Raw genomic sequence first — 22,797 nt, 5'->3', positions numbered from 1 at the left:
TCCGCAGCGGTTGGGCAGGGAGAGGGTGAGACACGCCCAACGCCATCCACACGTTTTGGCCGATAGCCCATTTTTGGCCGGTAACCCGAGGGCGCGCGTGCCTCGCGCACGAGCAGTGAAATAGCAGAAGCCCCGCCGAACCGGCGGGGCTTCTGCTATTTGTTTGTGGATCCTGGGAGAATCGAACTCCCGACATCCTGCTTGCAAAGCAGGCACTCTACCAACTGAGTTAAGGACCCGTTAGGAATAACACTACCGCTTGGAGCGGATTTCGTGAAATCCAGTGGGGCTACCAGGACTTGAACCTGGGACCTCTTCATTATCAGTGAAGCGCTCTAACCACCTGAGCTATAGCCCCTTGACCACGCAACAACATTACCGGTTTCGACGAAGAATGCGAAATCGAGTTGCTGCGCGTGTCTTAATTGCTCGAAAAACCGAGCTGGAACCCGCCGAGAATGCGCACGAGCAGGTTGTAAATCAGCGAAGCGATGGCGCCGAGAGCGGTGCCAACAATCGTGTTCAGCACACCGACGACGACCGAGAAGAACGCGACCTGCGGGAAGCCGATGTAGTTCATCAGGCTGTTCTCTTCGCCAACGATGTCCATAAACAGCGCGTCGATGCGGCCGAATACGCCAGTCGTTTGCAAAACCACGTAGACCAGGATCGACGTCACGATGCCGATGATGGCAAGGCAGATCGATACCAGGAAGGAGAATTTCACTGCCGACCAGAAGTCAACGTACACGAGCTTCAGGCGAACCTGCTTTGCCGGTGCTTTCTTCCGAGTCTTTTTCGCAAGCCTGTCTGCGACTGTGTTACTCATTCACGTCTTCCTTGTCTACGGAGTTCTCCGCGTCGGACTCCTCCGAGTCCCCATCGTCGATACCGCGTTCGGCGTTTCGGGCGATCCCAATAATACGATCCCCTTCTGGGAAGCGAGCGAACACCACTCCCATGGTGTTACGCCCCTTCGCCGGCACCTCAGCGACGCCTGATCGAACAACCTTACCGCTCGCGAGGACCACGAGAACCTCGTCCCCCTCATCAACGATAAACCCGCCGGCAAGGTCACCGCGATTCTCGTCGAGTTTCGCGACCTTGATGCCATAGCCGCCGCGCTGCTGCACGCGGTACTCGCTGACCGCTGTGCGCTTGGCGTAGCCGCCCTCCGTGACGACGAATACATAGCCTTCGTCGTCGCTCAGGCGTGACGCGGCAAGCAGCGCATCGCCCTCGCGGAAGTTCATTCCGCGAACGCCGCTCGTCGAGCGGCCCATTGGACGAAGTGCCTGATCAGAAGCGGTAAATCGGATCGACATGCCGTGTCGCGAGATCAGCAGAATGTCGTCTTCAGCGCCGGCAATCAGCGCCTGAACGAGCTCGTCGCCCTCCCGCAGCTTGATCGCGATGATGCCGCCGGTGCGGTTCGTGTCGTACTCGGTGAGCGGCGTCTTCTTGACGAGCCCGTCACGGGTTGCGAGCAACAGGTAGCTCGCATCGTCGTACTGTTTCAGGTCGAGAATCTGCGTGACCTGCTCGTCTGGCGCGAGGGCCAGCAGGTTTGCGAGGTGCTGACCCTTCGCGTCGCGGCCCCCCTCGGCGACCTCGTAGGCCTTCGCCCGATACACACGCCCCGTGTTCGTGAAGAACAGGAGCCAGTGGTGGGTGGTGGTCACGAAGAAATGCTCGACAATGTCGTCTGCGCGCAGCTGCGCACCGCGCACACCCTTGCCGCCGCGATGCTGCGAACGATAGTTATCGATGCGTGTGCGCTTAACGTACCCGCCGCGGGTGACGGTGATGACCATTTCCTCTTCGGGAATGAGGTCTTCCATCGACATGTCGCCGTCGTAGCCGTGCATGATCGTGGTGCGACGGTCGTCGCCGTAGCGGCCGACAACCTCATCGAGCTCCTCGACAACGATGCCGCGCTGCTGCTCGGGCGAGGCGAGAATGCCCTCGTACTCCTTGATCTGTGCCTCAAGCTTGGCCGCGAGATCCAAGATCTTCTGGCGCTCGAGCGCTGCGAGCCTGCGCAGCTGCATCGCGAGAATCGCATCTGCCTGAATCTGATCGACGTCGAGCAGTGACATGAGGCCCTCGCGGGCGTCGTCTACTGTTGGAGAACGCCTGATCAGGGCTATAACCTCGTCGAGTGCATCGAGGGCCTTCAGGTATCCGCGCTGAATGTGCGCCTCGGCCTCGGCCTTCTGCAGCCTGAACCGGGTGCGGCGCACAATGACCTCGATCTGGTGCTTCACCCAATAGGTGATGAAGCCGTCGATAGCGAGCGTCCGTGGCACGCCATCGACGATCGCGAGCATGTTTGCGCCGAAATTCTCCTGTAGCTGCGTGTGCTTGTACAGGTTGTTGAGCACGACCTTGGGAATCGCGTCTCGCTTCATCACGATCACGAGTCGCTGACCCGTTCGGCCGCTCGTCTCGTCGCGAATGTCGGCGATGCCCTGAACCTTGCCCTCTTTCACGAGGTCGGCAATCTTCACGGCGAGGTTGTCAGGGTTGACCTGGTAGGGCAGCTCGGTAACAACGAGGCAGGTGCGGCCCTGAATCTCCTCAATGTTCACCACAGCGCGCATCTTGATCGAGCCGCGACCCGTGCGGTATGCGTCTTTGATGCCGCTCGTTCCCAGAATCTGCGCGCCAGTCGGGAAATCGGGCCCGGAAATGCGCTCCATTAGCGCCTCAAACAGCTCCTCGCGGGTCGCATCAGGGTGCTCGAGGTGCCATTTGGCCCCTGCAGCTACCTCGCGAAGGTTGTGAGGAGGAATGTTTGTCGCCATGCCGACAGCGATGCCGACCGATCCGTTGACGAGCAGATTCGGGAATCGGGAGGTCAGTACCGTGGGCTCTTGGGTGCGGCCGTCGTAGTTGTCTTGGAAGTCAACCGTGTCTTCGTCGATATCGCGCACCATTTCCATGGCAAGCGGCGACATTTTCGTCTCGGTGTAACGGTGAGCTGCCGCACCGTCATTGCCCGGGGAGCCGAAATTACCCTGGCCAAGGGCAAGCGGGTAGCGCAGTGACCACGGCTGCACCAGGCGAACGAGCGAGTCGTAGACCGCCGTGTCGCCGTGCGGGTGGAACTGCCCCATGACGTCGCCGATGACACGGGTGCACTTCGAGAACGCTTTATCGGGGCGGTAGCCACCGTCGTACATCGTGTAAATCACGCGCCGGTGCACGGGCTTCAGACCATCGCGCACATCGGGGAGCGCTCGGCCAACGATCACGCTCATCGCGTAGTCGAGATACGAGCGCTGCATCTCGACGTTTAGCTCGACCTGGTCGATCTTGCCGTGATTGGCCTCGATTGGCTCGACCTGATCGAGCTCCTCGGTCGCTTCTTCTGGTGTGGTGTTTTCAGATGTCAAGGAAGCGCACGTCCTTCGCGTTTTGCTGAATAAAGCTGCGGCGGGCCTCTACGTCCTCGCCCATCAGCGTGGAGAAGACCTCATCGGCAATCGCCGCATCGTCCATGGTCACCTGCAGGAGCGTGCGGGTGTCCGGGTTCATCGTGGTGTCCCACAGCTCCTCGTGGTTCATCTCGCCGAGGCCCTTGTAGCGCTGCACGCCACTCTCCTTCTGTAGGCGTCGGCCGGCCGCCGCGCCTGCTTCAAGCCGGGCGTCGCGCTCGGCATCGCTGTACACGTATTCGTGCTCGGCGTTTGTCCACTTGATTCGGTAGAGCGGAGGCTGGGCGAGATACACGTAGCCGAGATCGATCAGCGGTCGCATGTAGCGGAACAGCAGGGTGAGGAGCAGGGTGGTGATGTGCTGGCCGTCAACATCAGCGTCGGCCATCAACACAATCTTGTGGTACCTGACCTTTTCTGGGTCAAATTCCTCTCCAATACCCGCACCGAATGCTGTGATCATCGCCTGCACCTCGGCGTTGCCGAGCGCTCGATCGAGCCGGGCCTTTTCGACATTCAGGATCTTGCCTCGCAGCGGGAGAATCGCCTGGGTCTCGGGGTTGCGGCCTGTCTTGGCCGATCCGCCTGCCGAATCGCCCTCCACGATGAAAATTTCTGAGACCGTTGGGTCCTTGCTTGTGCAGTCGGAGAGCTTGCCCGGCATGCCGCCCGACTCCAGCAGCCCCTTACGTCGCGCTGTTTCCCGTGCCTTGCGGGCTGCGAGTCTTGCGGTCGCTGCCTGAATTGACTTGCGAATGATGTCTTTCGCGGGCCCGGGGTTGCGCTCGAACCAGTCACCGAGCTGGTCGCCGACAACCTTCTGCACGAAGGCCTTCGCCTCGGTGTTACCGAGCTTGGTTTTCGTCTGGCCCTCGAACTGAGGCTCGCCGAGTTTCACCGAAACAACCGCGGTGAGCCCCTCTCTGACGTCTTCGCCAGAGAGATTGTCGTCTTTTTCTCGAAGAATGTTCTTCTCTCTGGCGTACCGGTTGACCAGGGTGGTGAGTGCGGCTCGGAACCCCTCTTCGTGGGTGCCGCCCTCGTGCGTATTGATCGTATTGGCGTAGGTGTGAACGCTCTCTGAATAAGAGGTCGTCCACTGCATAGCGATCTCGGCAGAGATTTTACGCTCGGTGTCTTCGAGTTCGAAGGAAATAATCTCTTCGTTCACGAGCTCCGCGCGCTTCGCGGTGTTCAGGTGCTGAACGTAGTCTTCGATGCCGCGCTCGTACATGAATTCGTCTGACAGCGCTGGCGGCTGAACGAGTTCGCCGCTCTCGTTCTCGATCGGATCTTGCGGGCGCTCGTCGGTCAGGGTGATGCGTAGGCCCTTGTTCAGGAAGGCCATCTGCTGGAAACGAGTGCGCAGGGTCGTGTAGTCGAACTCGACCGTCTCAAAAATCTCAGGGCTCGGCCAGAACGTAATCGTTGTGCCGGTCTCCTCGGAGGGCTCGCCCTGTGCAAGGGGGGCGTCGGGAACCGAGTTAGAAAACGACATGTTCCACGTGAAACCCTGACGCTTCACCGCGACCTCGAAGCGAGTGGAGAGCGCGTTGACGACCGATGAGCCAACACCGTGCAGGCCGCCCGACACCGCGTATCCCCCGCCGCCAAACTTGCCACCGGCGTGCAGCACGGTCAAGACCACCTCGACCGTCGAACGCCCCTCAGTCGGGTGCATGTCGACCGGAATTCCGCGCCCGTTGTCAACAACTCTCACGCCTCCGTCGGCGAGAATTGTCACATTGATCGTGTCACAGTAGCCGGCGAGAGCCTCGTCGACAGAGTTGTCGACGATTTCATACACGAGGTGATGCAAGCCACGGGGCCCCGTCGACCCAATGTACATACCGGGGCGCTTGCGGACGGCGTCGAGGCCTTCAAGGACCTGGATCTCCCCTGCGCCGTATTCTTCAGCCGCTGTCTGTTCTAAAGTCATATTGTGATGCACACTCTCCCGGTTTACCGCGGGCCATTTTTAGCCTAGGCACACTTCTACCTAAGTCTATCAAGAAACGGCCCGCACAGCGGCTTTTGCGCGCGCTGGCGTGCAACTTTTTTGCGGGATCGTCCCCCCGAAAAACGATGATTTCGCGCGCAGTGTGCTGAGGTGCTAGCCGTAGGTATCGCGAGGTCCACGCCCGGGCACTACGCGGGGCCCGTGACGCCAGCTTGGCGCACCGGGCGCGCGGAATCTCATGTCTCGAATCTCCGAGTCGGGATAGTCGGCGAGTAGCCTCGTCAGCATCTCTGCCCGCAAGCGCCGCAGCTCGGTAGCCCAAGTGGTCGAATCGCACTGAATCTCGAGAACTCCGTCGCTGATTCCCATCACTGTGGTGTGCTCAGCCGTCGCTTCGCCGACAAAATTGGGCCAATCCTCAATGATTCTGGCCTGTTCCAACTCAGTCGACCAGCCCATATCGCTGACGATCGTCTCGAGCACGGAGCCGAGCGCGCGCGGGTCGCGGCCTCCCCCAAATGGTCGCGACAGTCCGTTGTCGTCATCGCGCCGCTTTTTCCGTCGCTGAATGCGGCCCCGCCAGACGCCCTTTGCCCGCAGGTACGCCGCGGTGACAAAACTCTCAGTCGGCTCATTCATTGGGCTCGAGCTCCGTGAGCACTCCGGAGTCGACCCCGGTGCGATGCCAGGGCAGGCCAGCCGGAACGTCGCCCGCGACCGCCGCGGTCACAATGACCTGCTCAAAGCCGCCAACGACGCTCATCAGCCGTTCCCGCCGATCACGATCGAGCTCGGCGAAGACATCGTCGAGAATAATGACGGGGTCGCCGGCCGGTGACTCATTACGAATTACGGTAGCGAGGGCGATTTTCAGCGCCAGCACGAACGACCACGACTCCCCGTGGCTCGCATACCCGCGCACGGGCAACTTGTTCAGTGTGAGCTCCAAGTCGTCTCGGTGGGGGCCGACCAGGGTGACCCCGCGATCGAGCTCGCGGCTCCGCACCGAGGTGAGCGCCGCGCGAAAGCTCCCCTCGAGTGTTTCACGTGAAACGGACTCCTCCCCCCTGCCCGAGAGGGTTTCACGTGAAACGCCCTCGAGCGCCTCCCCAACCGATTCACTCAATCGAAGCGCTGGCCCGTGGTCGTCACCAACAAGTGTAGAGTACGCGTCGACAAGTGGCTGCCGAAGGTCTTCAACGAGCTCACGGCGGGCGAGCATAATCCGAACGCCATGCTCAATGAGCTGTTCATCCCAGACTTCGAGCGTTGCATCGAACGCCGAGCTGCCTCGGGCGCCGCTCCTCGCAGATTTCAGTAGCGAGGTGCGCTGTCGCACGACCCGCTCATAGTCAGCAATCACCCCAGAGGCTACTGGGAGTCGCGCGATCAGCGCGTCGTCGAGAAACCTCCGCCGACCAGATGGCTCCCCCCGAACAATGCTCAGGTCTTCCGGCGCAAACATCACAGACGTGAACCATCGGGTGAGCTCCCGTGCGCGAACCGGGTTCCCATTCACCTGAGCACGGTTTGCCCCAGACCTATTGAGCTGTGTCTCCAGCAGCACGTCGCGCTCGCCAGCAGCAACGCGCATACGAATAATCGCGGAGTCGGCTCCCGCCCTCACGAGGGCAGCGTCGCTCGAGACCCGATGCGACCTGAGGGTGGCAAAGTACGAGATCGCCTCGACTAGATTCGTCTTGCCCTGGCCATTGCGGCCGACGATGAGGTTTGGGCCGCTCGACAGGCTGAGCTCGGCTGCGCTGTAGTTTCGAAAGTCGCCAAGCGAAAGGTGCGCGACCCGCATCGCTTACCGAAGCAGCAGATTCGGCTGCAAGAGATAGCGGAAGCTGGCGTCATCAGCTTCATCCTTGCTGCGCTGACTCGTGATGAGCACCGGCCCCGGCTTGCCGGGATTATCCGTTCGCGTAAACGCAATGCGTGCAAACTCAGAATGGGTCGATCGCAGCCCATCAAGCAAAAACTGCGGCTTCAACGAAACGACCATCTCGTCGCCGACCAGGTGCACGTCGACACTCTCAACGGCCTGGGCAGACTCAGTTCCAGCTGCTTCGAGCATCACTGCTCCCTCGGCAAAGGAGAACCGCAGCGCTGCTTCGCGCTCGAGAACAAGCCCAACACGCCCGACTGCCTCTACCAACTCGGCAGTGCTGACGACCGCGTAGTTATCGACATTCTCTGGGAAGAGTCGGCCAACCGGGGGGTAGTTGCCTTTAATGAGCAGGGACGTGACCGTCTTATTTCCGCCAGTGAAGGCGATGAGCTCGCGCTCACCGTCTTTGACAATGGTCACGCGCACTTCGCCGTCGTTCGCAAAAGTCTTTCCGACCTCGGTCACGATCTTTGACGGAACCAGTGCGGTGAGGTTCTCCCCAGCCCCGCGGTCTTCCCAGTCGAGACCGCGTGTCGCGACACGGTAGCGGTCAGTTGCAGTCAGGGTCAATGAGTTCTCAGACACCTCAAACTGCACACCGGTGATCACGGGGGTCACGTCATCTTTTGACGCAGCGAGCGACACTTGGGCAACCGCATCGGCAAAATCTTGCGCCGGAACCGCGCCCGAAACCTCTTCGACGACGGGAACCTGGGGGTACTCCTCGACCGGCATTGCTGGCAGGCTGAACGACGCGCTGCCACAGCGCACCTCAACTCGGCTCTCTAGTAGTGACACCTGAACGTCTGCGTGAGGGAGTCTGTGCGCAATTTCGCCAAGCAAACGACCCGACACGAGTGCCCGGCCTGGGTCATTGACCTCGGCGACGACGCCTGTGCGTGCTGACACCTCATAGTCGAACGACGAAATCGTGAGTTCAGAACCCTCAGCGTGAAGCAACACTCCGCTCAGCAGCGGTTGCGTCGGGCGCTGAGGGAGCAACTTCACCGCGAACGACACTGCGTCGCTGAACACGTCCCGGTTGACGGTGAATCGCATGTTTATTCCCTTCGTAGCCCCACAATCTTTGCACACCTTGGGGTTTGGTGAAACCGGGCGGCGCGGAGCGGAGCGTGATTGAGTCGCGATGAAAATTGTAAAAACTTGTAATAGTAATAAGCCCTGTGGAAACTGTGGATAACTTCTTGCTTTCCATACGGGGCATGAAAACTACACCGTTGTGACTTGTTTGTAAGCCGTGGATAGCTCCGGATCGGCATGAACACGGGGAAGTCACAAAAAGTATCGATTCCACAGGTACCCCGGCACTCTTCCACATATTTGAGAAGTTATCCCCAGTTATCCACAGGCGGCTGTGGGTTGTGGATGATCATCGCCCCGTTTGCCTTACTCTCGTGGTGAGTTCTGTGACCTGGTTGTACACGGAGCGGCGCTCGGTAATGAGCTGGGCGATCTTCTTGTGGGCGTACATTACGGTGGTGTGATCACGCCCACCGAACAGCTGACCGATCTTTGGAAGCGACAGCTGTGTGAGTTCTCTGCACAGGTACATTGCAATCTGCCGAGCAAGCGCAATCTGCTGGGCCCGAGATGGGCCATAGAGCTCGTCGACTGAGAGATCGAAGTACTCAGCGGTTCGGCTAATGATGTCGGTCGGCTGCACCTCGTTGTCGGTGTCGATCGAAATGAGGTCTTTCAGCACGGTCTTGACGAGTGCCATGTCGATGCGCTGCCGGTTGAGGTTTGCGTAGGCAGTGACGCGAATCAGCGTTCCCTCGAGCTCGCGAATATTCGACGAGAACTTCGAAGCGATGAACTCGAGGATCGCGTCATCAACATCGAGGTGCTCTCGCTGTGCCTTCTTACGCAAAATCGCGATGCGGGTTTCAAGGTCGGGTGCCTGGATATCGGTCAGCAGGCCCCACTCAAACCGTGAGGTAATTCGCTCCTCGAAGCCACGCAGCTGCTTCGGCTGCACATCGCTCGTGATGACAACCTGCTTGTTGTGGCTGTGCAGGGTGTTGAACGTGTGGAAGAACGCCTCCTGAGTCTCTGCCTTGCCCTCGAGGAACTGGATGTCGTCGACGAGCAGCACGTCGACGTTGCGGTATCGATCTTGAAACTGCGCACCCTGGTTGTTCGCGATCGAGTTGATGAAGTCGTTTGTGAAATCTTCGGAACTTACGTAGCGAACACGAATCTCGGGGAACAGCTCTTTGGAATAGTGGCCGATCGCGTGCAGCAAGTGTGTTTTACCGAGCCCAGAGTCACCGTAAATAAAAAGCGGGTTGTACGACTGCGCTGGAGACTCCGAAACTGCCAGCGCCGCGGCATGGGCCAGGCGGTTTGATTGACCGATCACAAAAGAATCGAAGTCGTACTTTTCGTTGAGATGCGGGTCTTCATACGGTGCGGCCGCGGCGTGCCGGCTTCGCGGCTCGTGGATGGGGCGCTCGGGCCGGTCAGGCCGCTGTGGCGCCGGAGTTGCAAATTCCGGGCGCTCCATCGCCTCGGGTTCTGGTGCGGGCACCGCGTCTTCATCGACAATCACGACGAAGTTGTTGATGCTCTCCGCTGTATCGATTGCGACGAGCGCAGCCATAATCGGGGGCCGAAGGCGCCCATCGAGGAGCTTCAACGTAAAGTCGGTTTGCACGGCGAGATAGAGCGTTCCCGCCGCGACACCGCGCGGCGTCGCCAATAGGAGCTGGGCGCCGTATACGGGTCCAACGGAAAGATCAGCGTTTACGTGACGCTTTATCTCTTCCCAAAGTTCGTTGAGTTCTTCGTCAGACATCTACTTCTTCTTGGTGCTTCACGGGAGTGAATCGGGCGAGGTTATCCACAGCCAAGTGTAACCATTCGCGCGGATTCCATGCACTCACACGCACATTATCCACAGGTCGGCGATGCCCTGTAAGTAACCCAAGGAGGCCTCGACTTTGACGGGGGCAGAATATCGGCGTAAAGTAAGTACCTTGTATGGGCAGCAGCTCGTTTCACGCTTGCCCAAAAGCCGACTTTCCCTGGGTCACGAACCCTGGGGATTCATACCATAAGTCACGGAGTTCTGAACTATGAGCAAGCGTACCTTCCAGCCAAATAACCGCCGTCGCGCCAAGGTGCACGGCTTCCGCTCGCGTATGCGCACCCGCGCTGGCCGTGCGATCATCACCGCGCGCCGCGGCAAGGGCCGCACCAAGCTTTCAGCGTAGTTCTGGTCTTCGAGTCATCATGCCGGCATGGCATCATCGGGTGACTCGCGGCGATGACTATCGTCGAGTCGTCAGAACTGGGGACCGCGTAGGTGGTGCATACTGCATCACCTACGCGGTCCCTCGTGCTGTCGATGGGCCCGAGCCTCAGCCCGTGCGGTTTGGGTACATCGTGTCCAAAGCCGTCGGCAACGCTGTCACTCGAAACCTCGTGCGTCGGCGCCTGAAATCAATCTCCGATGAGCTGATTGCTGAGGGCCTCGGTGATCTCGATGTGGTGTTCCGTGCTCTGCCCAAAGCGGCGCAGGCCGACTTCACTGAGCTGCGAAGCGAAACGCGCCGCGCTATCGGCCGAGTGCGAAGCCGATCATGAGGCGCCTCCTGATTGAGCTCTGGCTCTCTCCTCGGAATCTCGCGATATTGGTCATGCGGCTCTACCGAAAGCTGATTTCGCCACTGTATGGCGATGTCTGCAGGTATTATCCATCGTGTTCCCGATACTCTATGGAGGCGTATCAGCAGCGCGGAATGCTCTTGGGGGTAGCGCTGACGGTGTGGCGCCTACTGCGCTGCAATCCGTTTACGCGGGGCGGTATCGACGATGTGCCGCAACCCAAGGTCTCACACTTTGACATAAATTCTCGCGGATTTGTCCGCCCCCGTACCCGAAAGGCCTGATCCAGTGAACTTCTTCGAGACCATACTTTGGCCACTGCGGTGGTTGGTCGAGGTCGTGCTCGTCCTCTGGCATCAGCTGTTCACAGCGCTCGGATTGAGCGCCGAGAGCGGCGTCACCTGGGTGCTGTCGATTCTCGGCCTCGTGATTGTCGTGCGCTCCGCGCTCATCCCCGTGACTGTTCGCCAGATCAAGTCGCAGCGCCGGATGATGGACATCCAGCCTGAGATGAAGAAGATTCAGGCCAAGTACAAGAACAAAAAAGACCAGTTCTCGCGCGAGGCAATGAGCCGCGAGACGATGGCCCTGTACAAGAAGCACGGAACCAACCCGTTTTCGTCGTGCCTGCCCATCTTGATTCAGATGCCGGTGTTCTTCTCGCTCTTCTACGTGCTGCGCAAGGCGTCTGAGGGCACCGTCGGCATTGGCCTGATGGATCGGGAACTTACCGACAGCTTCAACGCTGCCTCGATCTTTGGCGCTCCGCTGAAGATGACGTTCACCCAGGGCTGGGAGTCACAGAACTGGGTGGTTGTTGGGCTGCTCGGCGCAATCGTCGTGATGATGATCGCCTCGCAGTTCTTTACTCAGCTGCAGATCATGTCGAAGAACGTCTCCGACGAGACGAAGAACTCCCCCATGTACCGGCAGCAGAAGATCCTGCTCTACATCATTCCGTTCGCGTTCCTCTTCTCTGGCGTTACCTTCCCTCTCGCACTGAACATCTACTGGATGACCTCGAACATCTGGACGATGGCGCAGCAGGGCATCGTCATTAACACGATGCCGAACCCCGGCTCAGAGGCCTGGCGCGCACGCCAGGCACGGCTCAAGGCAAAGGGTAAGCTGACTGATGACGCACCCGAGGCAACTGCGGCAGCTCCGCAGCCCCAGGGGCAGCGCCAGCAGCCAGTGAGCGCCAAACGCGCCAAGAAGAAGAAGTGAGGTCTCCCGTGACTGAAGCGAATGACGTCTCAAGTGTCGAAGAGGAGACCCTCGAGACGCTTGAGGCCGATGGTGACCTCGCTGCCGATTACCTCGAGGGCCTGCTCGATATCGCTGATCTCGACGGCGACCTCGACATCACCGTCGAGAACGGCCGAGCATACGTTTCAGTCACTGGCGGCGGGCACTCCATCGATGGGCTCGCCGGCCCAGATACCGTGCAGGCTCTGCAAGACCTGACGCGGCTCGCTGTTCAGGCGAAGACAGGGCGATTCTCGCGACTGATTATCGATGTCGCCGGCTCGCGGGTGGCGCGCGAGGAGCAGCTCATTGGCCTCGTCGACGCGGCGATCGCGCAGATCGCGGCTGGCCGGGAAGAGGTGCGGCTCGAACCCATGTCGTCTTACGAGCGCAAGCTCGTGCACGATCAGGTCGCGGAGCGCGGGTATTTTTCGGAGTCGCAGGGCGAGGGCAAAGGCCGCCGTCTCGTGATTCGCGCCGCGTAGCGGGGGTTTCACGTGAAACACGAAGCTGACGACGCAGCGACGGGGGCACTGGAAACTGAGCCCGCGGCCGCTGCGATGCTTGCGGGAGACCGCATTGGCGTGTTGCGCGAGTTCGCCGCTGACCTCGCAGCACGTGGAGAGGAACTTGGCCTGATCGGGCCACTCGAACTCCCCCGCTTGTGGACGCGCCACCTGCTCAACAGCGCGGTACTCGCGCCGCTCATTCGAACCGAGACCCGTGTCGCCGACATCGGCACCGGCGGGGGAATGCCCGGGCTTATTCTCGGCATTATTCGGCCAGACGTCGAACTGTTTCTTGTTGAACCGATGGAGCGACGCTGCGCCTGGCTGAATGAGCAGATCGAGCGGCTCGGGCTGACAAACACGCACGTGAAGCGCGGCCGGGCTGAGGAATTCCACGGGGCCTTCGAGGCGGACTACGTCACCGCCCGCGCCGTGACGGCGCTGCGAAAGCTCGTTCCGTTGACCGCACCGCTGCTGCGCGATGGCGGCGAGCTTCTGTTTCTCAAAGGCGCCGCGATCAACGACGAGATCGAGGCCGCGCAAAAGGTGTTGCGCAAATTCAAGCTGCAGGATATCGAGGTCACGGAGCTCGGCACAGATCTGCTTGAAGAGACCACACGCGTCTTCCGAGCTAGAGTTGGTACCCATGGCTGAGAAACCCCTTGTCGCCGATCACCTTGAAGACAAGATCAAGCGACGCAAGCGTCTGCAGAACACGCCATCTCCCCTTCCCAAGGAGACCCGCATCATCACGGTCTCTAACCAGAAGGGTGGGGTTGGCAAGACCACGACGACGGTCAACCTCGCCTCGGCATTGGCGAGACGAGGCGCCAACGTGCTCGTTATTGATCTCGACCCTCAGGGCAACGCCTCGACGGCACTCGGGGTGCCGCATCGCCCGGAGACAACGAGTGTCTACGAGGTGCTCATTGGTGATGCGACCATCGAAGAGGCAATGCAGGTCTCGAGCGATCACGAGCACCTCATGTGTGTTCCCTCGACGATCCATCTCGCTGGCGCAGAGATCGAGCTTGTCTCGATGGTGGCGAGGGAACAGCGTCTGCGCACAGCGCTGACCGCCTTCCTTGATTCTTCAGAGCAGCAGTTCCACTACGTCTTCATCGACTGCCCGCCCTCGCTTGGGCTGCTCACGGTGAACGCTTTTGTTGCCGGCGGCGAGGTGCTGATTCCGATTCAGTGCGAGTACTACGCACTGGAGGGCCTAAGCCAACTACTGGGCAACATCGAGCTGATTCAAAAGCACCTGAACCCGGGTCTGCGGGTCTCGACGATCTTGCTGACGATGTATGACGCGCGCACGAACCTAGCCCAAGAGGTGGCGAACGAGGTTCGGCAGCATTTCCCAGAGCAGACACTCGACGCGGTGATTCCGCGCTCCGTTCGTATCTCGGAGGCACCGAGCTACGGCCAAACTGTTCACGAGTACGACAGCGCATCGATCGGCGCGCTCGCCTACCTTGAGGCGGCCGCTGAGATGGCGGAGCGCGGCGCACGCGCGAATACCAACCATGAGGGAGTCTAGGATGGCAACGAAGAAGCGGAGCGGTCTCGGCCGCGGCATCGGCGCGCTGATTCCACAATCCCCCGCCGACGGAGAACGGCCGGTAGACGTCTTCTTCCCAGCAGCTGGCTCGGCGGCAGCGAGTGCCGCCGCACCGGCCGCCGCAGCAGAACGGCCTGCATCCGCGCGCCGGGCGGCCCGTGACGGCGCTCCTGCCGCCGAGGCCACTGACGCCGACGACCTCATCGAGGTACCGGGCGCCGAGCTGCGTTCGCTCAACGTCGCTGACATCGTTCCGAACCAGTTGCAGCCTCGCACCGAGTTCGACGAAGAGGCGCTGCAAGAGCTGACGCACTCCGTGCGGGAGTTCGGCGTGTTTCAGCCGATCGTGGTGCGCGAGATCGTGCCAAAGCCGCGTTCGGGGGCGCAGTACGAGCTCATTATGGGCGAGCGACGTCTGCGGGCGTCAAAGCGCGCGGGCCTCGACACGATCCCGGCGATCGTGCGCTCGACAGCCGACGAGCACATGCTCCGTGACGCGCTGCTCGAAAACCTGCACCGCGCGCAGCTCAACCCCCTCGAAGAGGCCTCTGCCTACCAGCAACTCCTGGCAGATTTTGGCATTACGCAGGAGCAGCTTGCCGAGCGTATCGGCCGCTCACGCCCGCAGATTTCCAACACCATCCGATTGCTGAAGCTCCCCGAGGCCGTGCAGGCCAGGGTAGCTGCCGGCGTGCTCACCGCGGGCCACGCGCGCGCGATTCTTGCGCTCGACGGCGACGTCCAGGCGATGCAGTCGCTCTCCGATCGCATCGTCAACGAGGGCCTCTCGGTGCGCTCGGCTGAGGCGGTTGCGAGCGAGACTCCCAAACGAAAGTCTCCGAAGGCGCGCCCGGGGGCCGTGCAGGCCCAGCTGGCTGAGATCGCCGAGCGCCTCGGCGATCGGTTCGACACCCGCGTCTCCGTGAAGCTCGGGGCCAAGAAGGGGCAGATCGCGATCGACTTCGCGACGATCGCAGATTTGAAGCGAATTCTCACAGAGCTCGGTGACCCCGGGTTCAACTAGCGCTCCCTGCCGGCGTCGCGGCACGGGCACAATCGGCGCCCGTGGCGCCCGTGCCGCCCAGGGATCCCGTCGGCGACGGGATACTGCCTGCGAGTAGTTCAATCGGCTGTTGAAGCCGACGCCGCTTCGCGCCGGTCGGCGAACCCCCGCGCAGCGGAAATGCACAACGACCGATAGTCAACAGGGGGTCACGGGCTTATTAATTTACTTGACTCCCTCAACTAGATGTCATACCGTCGCTCTTACGTAGGTCACCTCGCGCTCACCGAAGATCGCGGGCCTCAATGAGGAGGAACGATGACGCGACACCGAAAACGACTAAAGCTTGGCATTCTAGGTGCGGTGACCGCGGCCGTTGCGCTCACCGCATGCTCGCCAAGCGGCGACGGGGGCGGCGAGACCACCGAGGCGACTCAGGGCGGCGAGGCAGTGTTCGCAATCGACACGCCCATCATTGGGCTCGACCCGAACGTGACCCCCGCGGCGCAAGATGCGCGCGTGATGCGGCAGGTTTTCGACAACCTTGTCGCCTTCGACGCGAACGGAGAACTCATTCCCTGGCTCGCAACGGGCTGGGAGCTGAGTGACGACGGCCTCGAATACACCTTCACGCTCAGGGACGACGTGACATTCCACGACGACACGCCATTCAACGGCGAGGCCGTCTGCTTCAACCTCGATCGCATCAAAGACCCAGTGACGGCATCGATGTACGCCGCGAGCCTCATTGGCCCGTACGCATCTTGCGTCGCCCCCGACGAGACAACGGCGATCGTGAGGGTTGCAGAGCCGTTCGCGCCCTTCATGGCGACGCTCACCTCACCCTTCCTCTCCCTCGTCTCCCCCACGGCAGCCGCGGCGGTCGACGCCGCCGATTTCAACCTGAAGCCCGTTGGCTCCGGCCCGTATGTGATTGAGAGCTACACACCGCAAGACCGCGTCGAGCTCGTTGCGAACGAGAACTACAACTGGGCGCCGGGGAGCGCTAACCACCAGGGCAGGGCATACCTCGACCGCATCACCTTTCAGATCGTGCCAGATGCGACGGTGCGCCTCGGTTCACTGCGCTCGGGTGGGTTCCAGGCCGTAGGCAATGTGCCTGAAACCGAGGCACAGGGGGTCGAACAAGACCCCGGGCTTGAGTTTGTAGCCCAGTCGCAGTCGGGCGCACCCTTTCAGTATCACTTCAACTCCGAGCACCCACCGTTTGACGACCCCACGGTGCGGGCAGCGCTGCGTCAGGGGTTCGACATCGAGTCGGCAGTGTCGGCGCTCTATCTTGGCGTGTACGAACGGGCCTGGGGCCCGCTCTCCCCGACCACCTACGACTATGACGAGAACCGCGTGAGCGCCTTCGACTTCGACCCCGAGGCCGCCGCCGCTGCTCTCGAGGGTGCCGGCTGGGAGCTCGGGGCAGACGGGATTCGTGAGAAGGCGGGGCAAAAATTGAGCGCTCGCATGCTCGAGCTCACGCCGAACCGCGAGAAGCGGCAAGATCTCGCCGAGTTCTTCAAGGCAAACATGAAAGACATCGGCGTCGACATCCAACTCGAGTTCAAGCAATCGGCCGGGCTGCTGCAGGCAGGGCAAGAGGGCGACTACGACATCTTGACGCTCAGCCTTGTGAACGTTGACCCGAACGTGCTCTACTCGCTGTACGCGCCCGAGCAAATTCCCGTGCCAGAAAGCCCCGGCTTCAACTACACCAGGGTGGCAGAGCCAGAGCTTTCGAGCCTGCTGTTGCGCGCCCAACAGGAGCTTGACCCGGCGACGAGAACGGCGCTGCATGAAGAGATCCAGGCCGATATTGTCGAGAACGCGCGCAGCATCGCGGTCTATGTTCCCACCTACACCATGGCGACCAATGGCATTCAGGGGCTGCGATTCGATGCCGAGGGCTACCCGGTCTGGTACGACGTCTCGATCGCGAACTAACCAGCATCAGAGTCACAGCGCACCGCCCACTGCCCGCACAAGATGAGGAGTCGCTCCCATGGGGTTTGTGATTCTCAAACGCATATTGATTGGCATACCGACGCTCATCGGGGTGACAATAATTCTGTTTCTGACGCTCAGGGTGCTACCGGGTGACCCGGTATCGGTGATGCTCGCCGGCGCACCCTCGACGCCCGAGGTGGTCGCTCAGCTGCGGCTAGATTTCGGGCTCGACCGCCCGGTGCTTGCGCAGTACTGGGATTTCTTCACCAGGGCGCTGCGGCTCGATTTCGGCGAGTCGTACGCAACGCGCCGGCCGGTGAGCACGATGATCGGCGAGCAGGTGCTGCCGACCCTCCAGCTCGCCGTCGCGGCGGCCGCGGTGTCGGCGCTCGTCGGCATCGTGCTGGGCTCGATCTCGGCGATGTACCGCAACCGCTGGGTCGACAGTCTGATTCGCGTGGTGAGCCTCATCAACCTGTCGATGCCCTCGTTCTGGGTCGGGCTCATGCTCATCATTCTGTTCTCGTTCACACTGCGCCTGCTGCCGGCGACGGGCAACGCGGGGTTGGCGAGCCTCGTGCTCCCAGCAGTGACGCTCGGGCTGTCGGCCGCTGGCACGGTCACACGGCTGGTTCGCAACAGTGTGCTCGAGGTGCTCGGTGAAAACTTCGTCACCGCGCTCTACGCGAAGGGGCTCCCGCGGCGCACCGTCGTGGCGAAACACGTGCTGCGCAACGCGATTATTCCGACAGTCACGATTGTCGGATTGCAGCTCGGGGCCCTGATCGCGGGCGCCGTGATCGTCGAGGCGGTGTTTGCACGGCGCGGCATCGGGCAGATGCTCGTGCAGGCGATCGCCGGGCAAGACTTTCCGGTGGTGCAGGGCGTCGTGCTCGTCATCGCGGTGATCTACATCGCGATCAACATCGTCGTCGATGTCTCGTACGCCTACATCGATCCGCGGGTGCGCGACGCGGTGCAGGCATAACTCCAGAACCCACGGCAGTACACGAAGGAGTGTTTCACGTGAAGCTTTACACCGCAGATCGCATGCTGACACAGACGGAATCGGGCGACATCACCAACGGCGCGGCAGTGCTAGTCGCCAAGGGGCGCATCGCCTGGGCTGGGCGCGCGGCCGATTTTCCGGCGAGCAACTACCCGGAGGCGCTCCCCACACGGGAGTTTGGCGATGCGACGCTCCTGCCGGGGCTCATCGACGCGCACGTTCACCTCGGCTTCGACGGAGGGGCGAACCCGGTGCAGCGCATGATGGCAGAGACCGACGCAGAGCAGTTGCTGCTCATGGTGCGCAGCGCCCGTGAACTGCTGAGCGTCGGCGTGACGACGGCGCGCGACCTCGGCGCGCGCAGCTACCTCGACGTGACCGTGCGAGATGCGATTACAGCCGGCGTGCTGCAGGGGCCACGGCTGCTCACCGCTGGCTCCCCCATTACTACGACCGGCGGCCACTGCTGGTTCATGGGAGGCGAGGCAGATGGCGCCCACGAGGTGCGCAAGCTCGTGCGCACGCACCACCGCGCGGGAGTCGACACCCTGAAGATCATGGCGACCGGTGGGTTTATGACCGCCGGCTCCGCCCCGTGGTTCGCGCAGTTCGAGCACGACGCGCTCGCTGCGGCGGTCGACGAGGCGCACCGCCTGAACAAGCAGGTGGCGGCCCACGCGCACGGGGTCGCCGGCATCGAACGCGCTATCGCGGTGGGCGTCGACACGATCGAACACTGCTCGTTCGTGCACGAGGACGGGTCGCACGCGCTCGTGCCAGAGCTCGCCGACAGGCTCGCCGCGGCCCAGGTTGCCGTATCCCCAACGTGCAACTTCCGCACTGTCGCGATGCACGAGGCATCCGGCGGGCAATTCACGCCGCCGGTAGCCGAGCTGCACGATCGCGGCGTAACGATCATTGCGAGCACCGACTCCGGCATCGATCACACCCCACACCACGCGTACGTCGGAGCCCTCGAAGCGATGCACTTCTTCGGCATGAGCCGCGACGCCGTGCTCGCATCCGCGACCTCGGTCGCCGCGAGTGTGCTCGGCCTCTCGCATGAGACGGGCCGCATCGAGGCGGGCCTAGCGGCAGACCTCCTGGCGGTGCGGGGCGACCCCAGGAACGACCTTGCAGACCTCAGGCAGCTCGAGCTCGTGCTCGCGCGGGGCACGGAGTTCGTGCCAGACGCGCTCTCGCCGCTGCCCGAGTTTGACCTCGCGCAGAGCCCCATGGCAGCGCAGTTCGGAGGGGTGCGGTGAGCATCGAGGCGGTGCAGACGGTAGCGATCGCCACCCGGGCGGCGCCGCGGCGCCGCTTCAACGGCCAGCTAACAGTCACGCTGGTCGCCCTCGGGTGGGTCGCGCTCGTGCTCGTCGTCGCCGTCGTGCCAGCCCTGTTCGCGGCGGGAGATCCGACGGCGCTGCAGCCGCAGCGCGCCCTGGCCGCTCCGGGCGAAACTCCGCTCGGCACCGATCAGTTCGGGAGGAGCCTGTGGCTGCTCATCGTGCACGGCGCCAGGCAATCGGTGATTGTTGGCCTCGCGGCGACGGCGCTGGCCGTCGCGCTCGGGTGTGTGCTGGGCCTGTGGGGCGGTTACGCCGGCGGGCTCGCAGACATGATCATCGGCCGCGTCATCGACACCCTGATGTGTTTCCCCGGAGTGCTGCTCGCCCTCATCATCGCCGCGGCGCTCGGGCCGAGCATACCGAACCTCATCATCGCGGTGGGTGTTGCCGCCGTGCCGCAGTTCTCGCGCGTCATGCGGGGGCAGGTGCTCTCGGTGCGCGGCAGGCTGTTTGTCGAGGCGGCGCGCTCGCTCGGATTTCGACAGCTTCGCATCATTCTTCGGCACGTGCTGCCGAACTCGCTCGCGCCGATCGTCGTGCTCGCCACGATTAGCGTCGGCGTTGCGATCGTTTCGGCGGCCTCGCTGAGCTTTCTTGGGCTCGGCCCGCGCACTGATGTGCCCGACTGGGGGCAGCTCCTCGCCTCTGGCCAGCCCTATCTCAGCTCCGCCTGGTGGATCTCCACCTTCCCTGGCATCGCCATCACGCTCACTGTGCTCTCGATCAGCCTGCTGGGCGACTGGCTGCGAGACCGGCTCGATACCGACTGAGCGAGCACACAGTACCGCCCTCCCAGCACACGAGAGACGAGGTAGACACTCATGAGGAACAGCAGCAGCGGCGAGACCCTCTTGCGACTCAACAATCTCGCGGTGAACCTCCACCGGCCAGACCGCACGGTGCCACTCGTGCGCAACGCGACGCTCCGGGTCGCGCGCGGCGAGGTCGTGTGCCTCGTTGGCGAATCGGGGTCGGGTAAGTCTGTCACGGCCCGCACAATCATGGGGCTGATGCAGCTTGACCGCCGCATCGGGGTCACCGGTGGCATCGAGTTCGACGGTGAGGAGCTCAACCGGCGCGGAGACGAGCAGTTTGCCAGGCTGCGGGGCAAAGACATTGCGATGGTGTTTCAGGAGCCGCTGAGCTCGCTCGACCCCGTGTTCACGATCGAGTTGCAGCTTGCTCAGGGCCTGCGCAGGCGGGAGCGGCTGTCGCGGCAGGCGGAGCGTGCGCGATTGTTGGAACTGCTCAACGACGTAGGCATTCGTGACGGAGAGCGGGTGCTGCGGAGCTACCCTCATCAGCTCTCGGGCGGCATGTGCCAGCGAGTGATGATTGCGATGGCGCTCGCGGCGAGGCCACGGCTGCTGCTCGCCGATGAGCCGACGACGGCGCTCGACGTCACGATCCAAGCGCAAATTCTGGAGTTGCTCGACGGCCTGCGGCGGGAGAGCGGAATGAGCGTACTATTGGTGACCCACGACATGGGGGTCGCGGCCGATCTCGCCGACCGAGTGGTCGTGATGTACGCCGGTCGCACCGTGGAAGACGCGCCACCGGAACAGGTGTTTCGGCACGCCGAGCACCCCTACACGGCGGGCCTGCTCGCCTGCATCCCGCCACTCGAGGGCGACCGGCCGGCGGTGCTCCCGGCGATCCCCGGCAGCGTCCCTGACCCGTCGCGGCTGCCGCAGGGCTGCGCGTTTAGCCCACGCTGCCAGCGCGCAACCGACCGGTGTCGGAGTGAGGATCCCCCACTGCTTGAGATCGGAAGCGGCGCGGCAGCCTGCTGGCACCCCACGACGGGCGAGGAACAGCTCGCCGCCCCCGCGGGGGTGAGCCCGTGACCGCGCCGCCACTGCTCGAGCTCACGAATATCTCGAAGCACTATCGGGTCAGAGAAAACAGCGCGAACCCGTTCGCGAAACCGAAAACCCTGCGGGCAAACGACGGCGTCAACATAGCGATCGAACGGGCCGAGACCTTCGCCCTCGTCGGCGAGTCTGGCTCGGGCAAATCGACGCTCGGCCGGGTTGCCCTCAGGCTGCTCGAACCCACGAGCGGCTCAGTCACCTTTCACGGCAGCGATGTCACGGGGGCGAGTGCCTCCGAGTTGCGAGCCATGCGGCGCGAGATGCAGGTCGTGTTTCAAGACCCGCTCGGGTCGCTGAACCCGCGCATGCGCATCGGCGACATTATCGGCGAGCCGCTGCGGGTGCACGAGGGGGTGCGCGGCACGGAGCTCGCCGACAGAGTAGCGGAACTGATGACGTCGGTCGGGCTCGATCCCGGCCGGGCGAGTGCGCGGCCGCGGGCGCTCTCCGGCGGCCAGCGTCAGAGGGTCGGCATCGCCCGCGCGATCTCGCTGCACCCGAAGCTCATCCTCGCAGACGAGGCGGTTTCTGCGCTCGATGTCTCCGTGCAGGCGCAGATCGCGAACCTGCTCGTCGAGCTGCGCGAGCGCCTTGGGTTGACCTACCTGTTCATCGGGCACGGGCTGCCGGTCGTGCGTCAGGTCTCGCAGCGGGTCGGCGTGATGTACATGGGGCGGATCGTGGAGACGGGCGACATCAGGGAGGTGTTTGAGCACCCCGCGCACCCATATACGCGTGCGCTCATCGCTGCGTCACCGACACCCGATCCGACTCAGCGGCGGGAGCGCATCATCTTGCGCGGGGAGCCGCCGAGCCCGCTCGATTTGCCGAGCGGCTGCAGCTTCCGCACGCGCTGCCCCATCGCCAAACCCGTCTGCGCGAGCGAGCGCCCACCGAGCGTGAGCGTTGGGGCGAGCCGCAGCGCCGAGTGCTTCTTTCCCTTGGAAAGCCAGGCACCACGGTGACCGCGCGGCAGAGCAGGGCGGCGGGACGCCGTGATCGTCGGGCTGAAGCAGTGGTTGGGCCGCGATGACAGGGGGTTCGACGCGCACCCTCGCAACGCTCATCGTCAGCCAATTGCTCGCGGGCGTGGGGGTTGCCTCTGGCGTCGCTGTCGGCGGGCTGCTCGCGGGCCAGCTCGGGGGGCAGCGTCACCGTTTCTGGCTTCGCACAGACCTCCTCGGTGCTCGGCGCCGGGCTCTCGGCGATTCCGCTTGCGCAACTCGCGCAGCGCCGCGGCCGCGCCTTCGCGCTCACCACCGGCTATCTGGTCGCGGTCGTCGGTGCAGGGGTGATTCTGCTGTCGCCCCGGCTGGGCATCTACGCCCTGTTCGGTGGGCTTGCGCTGTTCGGCG

21 protein-coding genes and 2 tRNA genes are annotated in these 22,797 nt (G+C 62.6%); 14 read left to right on the top strand and 9 right to left on the bottom strand.

Features of this window, described 5'->3' with window-relative positions:
* Positions 1-166: 166 nt before the first annotated feature.
* The 9 genes from ABD115_RS09180 to dnaA form a co-directional block, all read right to left on the bottom strand.
* Positions 167-239, bottom strand: a tRNA-Ala gene (locus tag ABD115_RS09180).
* A 45-nt stretch (positions 240-284) separates the two neighbouring features.
* Positions 285-358, bottom strand: a tRNA-Ile gene (locus ABD115_RS09175).
* Between the two features lie 63 nt (positions 359-421).
* Positions 422-829 carry a DUF3566 domain-containing protein gene (locus ABD115_RS09170; protein ID WP_343960405.1) on the bottom strand — a complete coding sequence of 136 codons (408 nt, stop codon included), beginning with the start codon at positions 827-829 and terminating at the stop codon, positions 422-424.
* Entirely contained in the window at positions 822-3,338 is a 2,517-nt protein-coding gene (gene gyrA / locus ABD115_RS09165; RefSeq protein ID WP_343960407.1) for a DNA gyrase subunit A, read from the bottom strand. The genes ABD115_RS09170 and gyrA overlap by 8 nt, the downstream gene beginning before the upstream one ends.
* Positions 3,339-3,387: 49 nt before the next feature.
* The gene (gyrB, locus tag ABD115_RS09160) at positions 3,388-5,379 is read right to left on the bottom strand and encodes a DNA topoisomerase (ATP-hydrolyzing) subunit B (RefSeq protein ID WP_343960404.1); all 1,992 of its coding nucleotides are present in this window, start codon (positions 5,377-5,379) and stop codon (positions 3,388-3,390) included.
* A gap of 174 nt (positions 5,380-5,553) precedes the next feature.
* The gene (locus tag ABD115_RS09155) at positions 5,554-6,039 is read right to left on the bottom strand and encodes a DciA family protein (RefSeq protein WP_343960403.1); all 486 of its coding nucleotides are present in this window, start codon (positions 6,037-6,039) and stop codon (positions 5,554-5,556) included.
* Positions 6,032-7,207, bottom strand: a complete 1,176-nt coding sequence (gene recF / locus ABD115_RS09150) for a DNA replication/repair protein RecF (RefSeq protein WP_343960402.1) — start codon at positions 7,205-7,207, stop codon at positions 6,032-6,034. Before recF ends, ABD115_RS09155 begins: the two co-directional genes overlap by 8 nt.
* Positions 7,208-7,210: 3 nt before the next feature.
* Entirely contained in the window at positions 7,211-8,353 is a 1,143-nt protein-coding gene (dnaN, locus tag ABD115_RS09145; protein ID WP_343960401.1) for a DNA polymerase III subunit beta, read from the bottom strand.
* A gap of 331 nt (positions 8,354-8,684) precedes the next feature.
* Entirely contained in the window at positions 8,685-10,112 is a 1,428-nt protein-coding gene (gene dnaA, locus ABD115_RS09140) for a chromosomal replication initiator protein DnaA (protein ID WP_343960399.1), read from the bottom strand.
* A gap of 280 nt (positions 10,113-10,392) precedes the next feature.
* Between dnaA and rpmH the strand changes: the two genes are divergently transcribed.
* From rpmH to ABD115_RS09070, 14 genes are all read left to right on the top strand, one after another.
* Positions 10,393-10,530, top strand: a complete 138-nt coding sequence (rpmH, locus tag ABD115_RS09135; protein ID WP_042545514.1) for a 50S ribosomal protein L34 — start codon at positions 10,393-10,395, stop codon at positions 10,528-10,530.
* 19 nt (positions 10,531-10,549) lie between these two features.
* Positions 10,550-10,903, top strand: coding sequence for a ribonuclease P protein component (rnpA, locus tag ABD115_RS09130; protein ID WP_343960398.1), 354 nt, complete (start codon positions 10,550-10,552; stop codon positions 10,901-10,903).
* Positions 10,900-11,208 (top strand): membrane protein insertion efficiency factor YidD, encoded by a 309-nt coding sequence (gene yidD, locus ABD115_RS09125; RefSeq protein WP_343960397.1) that lies wholly within the window; start codon positions 10,900-10,902, stop codon positions 11,206-11,208. Before rnpA ends, yidD begins: the two co-directional genes overlap by 4 nt.
* Before the next feature lie 4 nt (positions 11,209-11,212).
* Complete coding sequence (gene yidC, locus ABD115_RS09120) at positions 11,213-12,151, top strand: membrane protein insertase YidC (protein ID WP_343960396.1); 939 nt, start codon at positions 11,213-11,215, stop codon at positions 12,149-12,151.
* An 8-nt stretch (positions 12,152-12,159) separates the two neighbouring features.
* Complete coding sequence (locus tag ABD115_RS09115; RefSeq protein WP_343960395.1) at positions 12,160-12,657, top strand: Jag family protein; 498 nt, start codon at positions 12,160-12,162, stop codon at positions 12,655-12,657.
* A 75-nt stretch (positions 12,658-12,732) separates the two neighbouring features.
* On the top strand, positions 12,733-13,335 hold the full coding sequence (rsmG, locus tag ABD115_RS09110; protein ID WP_343960406.1) for a 16S rRNA (guanine(527)-N(7))-methyltransferase RsmG: 603 nt from the start codon (positions 12,733-12,735) through the stop codon (positions 13,333-13,335).
* Positions 13,328-14,224, top strand: coding sequence for a ParA family protein (locus ABD115_RS09105; protein ID WP_343960394.1), 897 nt, complete (start codon positions 13,328-13,330; stop codon positions 14,222-14,224). The genes rsmG and ABD115_RS09105 overlap by 8 nt, the downstream gene beginning before the upstream one ends.
* Before the next feature lies 1 nt (position 14,225).
* The gene (locus ABD115_RS09100; RefSeq protein WP_343960393.1) at positions 14,226-15,269 is read left to right on the top strand and encodes a ParB/RepB/Spo0J family partition protein; all 1,044 of its coding nucleotides are present in this window, start codon (positions 14,226-14,228) and stop codon (positions 15,267-15,269) included.
* A gap of 297 nt (positions 15,270-15,566) precedes the next feature.
* Positions 15,567-17,204 carry an ABC transporter substrate-binding protein gene (locus ABD115_RS09095; protein WP_343960392.1) on the top strand — a complete coding sequence of 546 codons (1,638 nt, stop codon included), beginning with the start codon at positions 15,567-15,569 and terminating at the stop codon, positions 17,202-17,204.
* 58 nt (positions 17,205-17,262) lie between these two features.
* Complete coding sequence (locus tag ABD115_RS09090) at positions 17,263-18,195, top strand: ABC transporter permease (protein ID WP_343960391.1); 933 nt, start codon at positions 17,263-17,265, stop codon at positions 18,193-18,195.
* Between the two features lie 38 nt (positions 18,196-18,233).
* Positions 18,234-19,481 carry a metal-dependent hydrolase family protein gene (locus tag ABD115_RS09085; protein ID WP_343960390.1) on the top strand — a complete coding sequence of 416 codons (1,248 nt, stop codon included), beginning with the start codon at positions 18,234-18,236 and terminating at the stop codon, positions 19,479-19,481.
* The gene (locus ABD115_RS09080; RefSeq protein ID WP_343960389.1) at positions 19,478-20,338 is read left to right on the top strand and encodes an ABC transporter permease; all 861 of its coding nucleotides are present in this window, start codon (positions 19,478-19,480) and stop codon (positions 20,336-20,338) included. The genes ABD115_RS09085 and ABD115_RS09080 overlap by 4 nt, the downstream gene beginning before the upstream one ends.
* A gap of 51 nt (positions 20,339-20,389) precedes the next feature.
* Entirely contained in the window at positions 20,390-21,415 is a 1,026-nt protein-coding gene (locus tag ABD115_RS09075) for an ABC transporter ATP-binding protein (RefSeq protein WP_343960388.1), read from the top strand.
* Positions 21,412-22,407, top strand: coding sequence for an ABC transporter ATP-binding protein (locus ABD115_RS09070; RefSeq protein ID WP_343960387.1), 996 nt, complete (start codon positions 21,412-21,414; stop codon positions 22,405-22,407). Before ABD115_RS09075 ends, ABD115_RS09070 begins: the two co-directional genes overlap by 4 nt.
* The last annotated feature ends 390 nt before the right edge of the window (positions 22,408-22,797 follow it).

It is taken from the genome of Leucobacter albus, from assembly GCF_039528015.1.
Classification (GTDB): domain Bacteria; phylum Actinomycetota; class Actinomycetes; order Actinomycetales; family Microbacteriaceae; genus Leucobacter; species Leucobacter albus.
Note: the sequence above shows the minus strand (reverse complement) of the source record. Positions and strands in the feature narration are given on the sequence as shown.

What these genes read in the sequence shown, in the direction of transcription:
- ABD115_RS09170 (WP_343960405.1), bottom strand. Translation starts at nt 829, where the DNA reads ATGAGTAACACAGTCGCAGACAGGCTTGCGAAAAAGACTCGGAAGAAA.
- gyrB (WP_343960404.1), bottom strand. Translation starts at nt 5,379, where the DNA reads ATGACTTTAGAACAGACAGCGGCTGAAGAATACGGCGCAGGGGAGATC.
- ABD115_RS09155 (WP_343960403.1), bottom strand. Translation starts at nt 6,039, where the DNA reads ATGAATGAGCCGACTGAGAGTTTTGTCACCGCGGCGTACCTGCGGGCA.
- recF (WP_343960402.1), bottom strand. Translation starts at nt 7,207, where the DNA reads ATGCGGGTCGCGCACCTTTCGCTTGGCGACTTTCGAAACTACAGCGCA.
- dnaN (WP_343960401.1), bottom strand. Translation starts at nt 8,353, where the DNA reads ATGCGATTCACCGTCAACCGGGACGTGTTCAGCGACGCAGTGTCGTTC.
- dnaA (WP_343960399.1), bottom strand. Translation starts at nt 10,112, where the DNA reads ATGTCTGACGAAGAACTCAACGAACTTTGGGAAGAGATAAAGCGTCAC.
- rpmH (WP_042545514.1), top strand. Translation starts at nt 10,393, where the DNA reads ATGAGCAAGCGTACCTTCCAGCCAAATAACCGCCGTCGCGCCAAGGTG.
- rnpA (WP_343960398.1), top strand. Translation starts at nt 10,550, where the DNA reads ATGCCGGCATGGCATCATCGGGTGACTCGCGGCGATGACTATCGTCGA.
- yidD (WP_343960397.1), top strand. Translation starts at nt 10,900, where the DNA reads ATGAGGCGCCTCCTGATTGAGCTCTGGCTCTCTCCTCGGAATCTCGCG.
- rsmG (WP_343960406.1), top strand. Translation starts at nt 12,733, where the DNA reads ATGCTTGCGGGAGACCGCATTGGCGTGTTGCGCGAGTTCGCCGCTGAC.
- ABD115_RS09105 (WP_343960394.1), top strand. Translation starts at nt 13,328, where the DNA reads ATGGCTGAGAAACCCCTTGTCGCCGATCACCTTGAAGACAAGATCAAG.
- ABD115_RS09100 (WP_343960393.1), top strand. Translation starts at nt 14,226, where the DNA reads ATGGCAACGAAGAAGCGGAGCGGTCTCGGCCGCGGCATCGGCGCGCTG.
- ABD115_RS09095 (WP_343960392.1), top strand. Translation starts at nt 15,567, where the DNA reads ATGACGCGACACCGAAAACGACTAAAGCTTGGCATTCTAGGTGCGGTG.
- ABD115_RS09090 (WP_343960391.1), top strand. Translation starts at nt 17,263, where the DNA reads ATGGGGTTTGTGATTCTCAAACGCATATTGATTGGCATACCGACGCTC.
- ABD115_RS09075 (WP_343960388.1), top strand. Translation starts at nt 20,390, where the DNA reads ATGAGGAACAGCAGCAGCGGCGAGACCCTCTTGCGACTCAACAATCTC.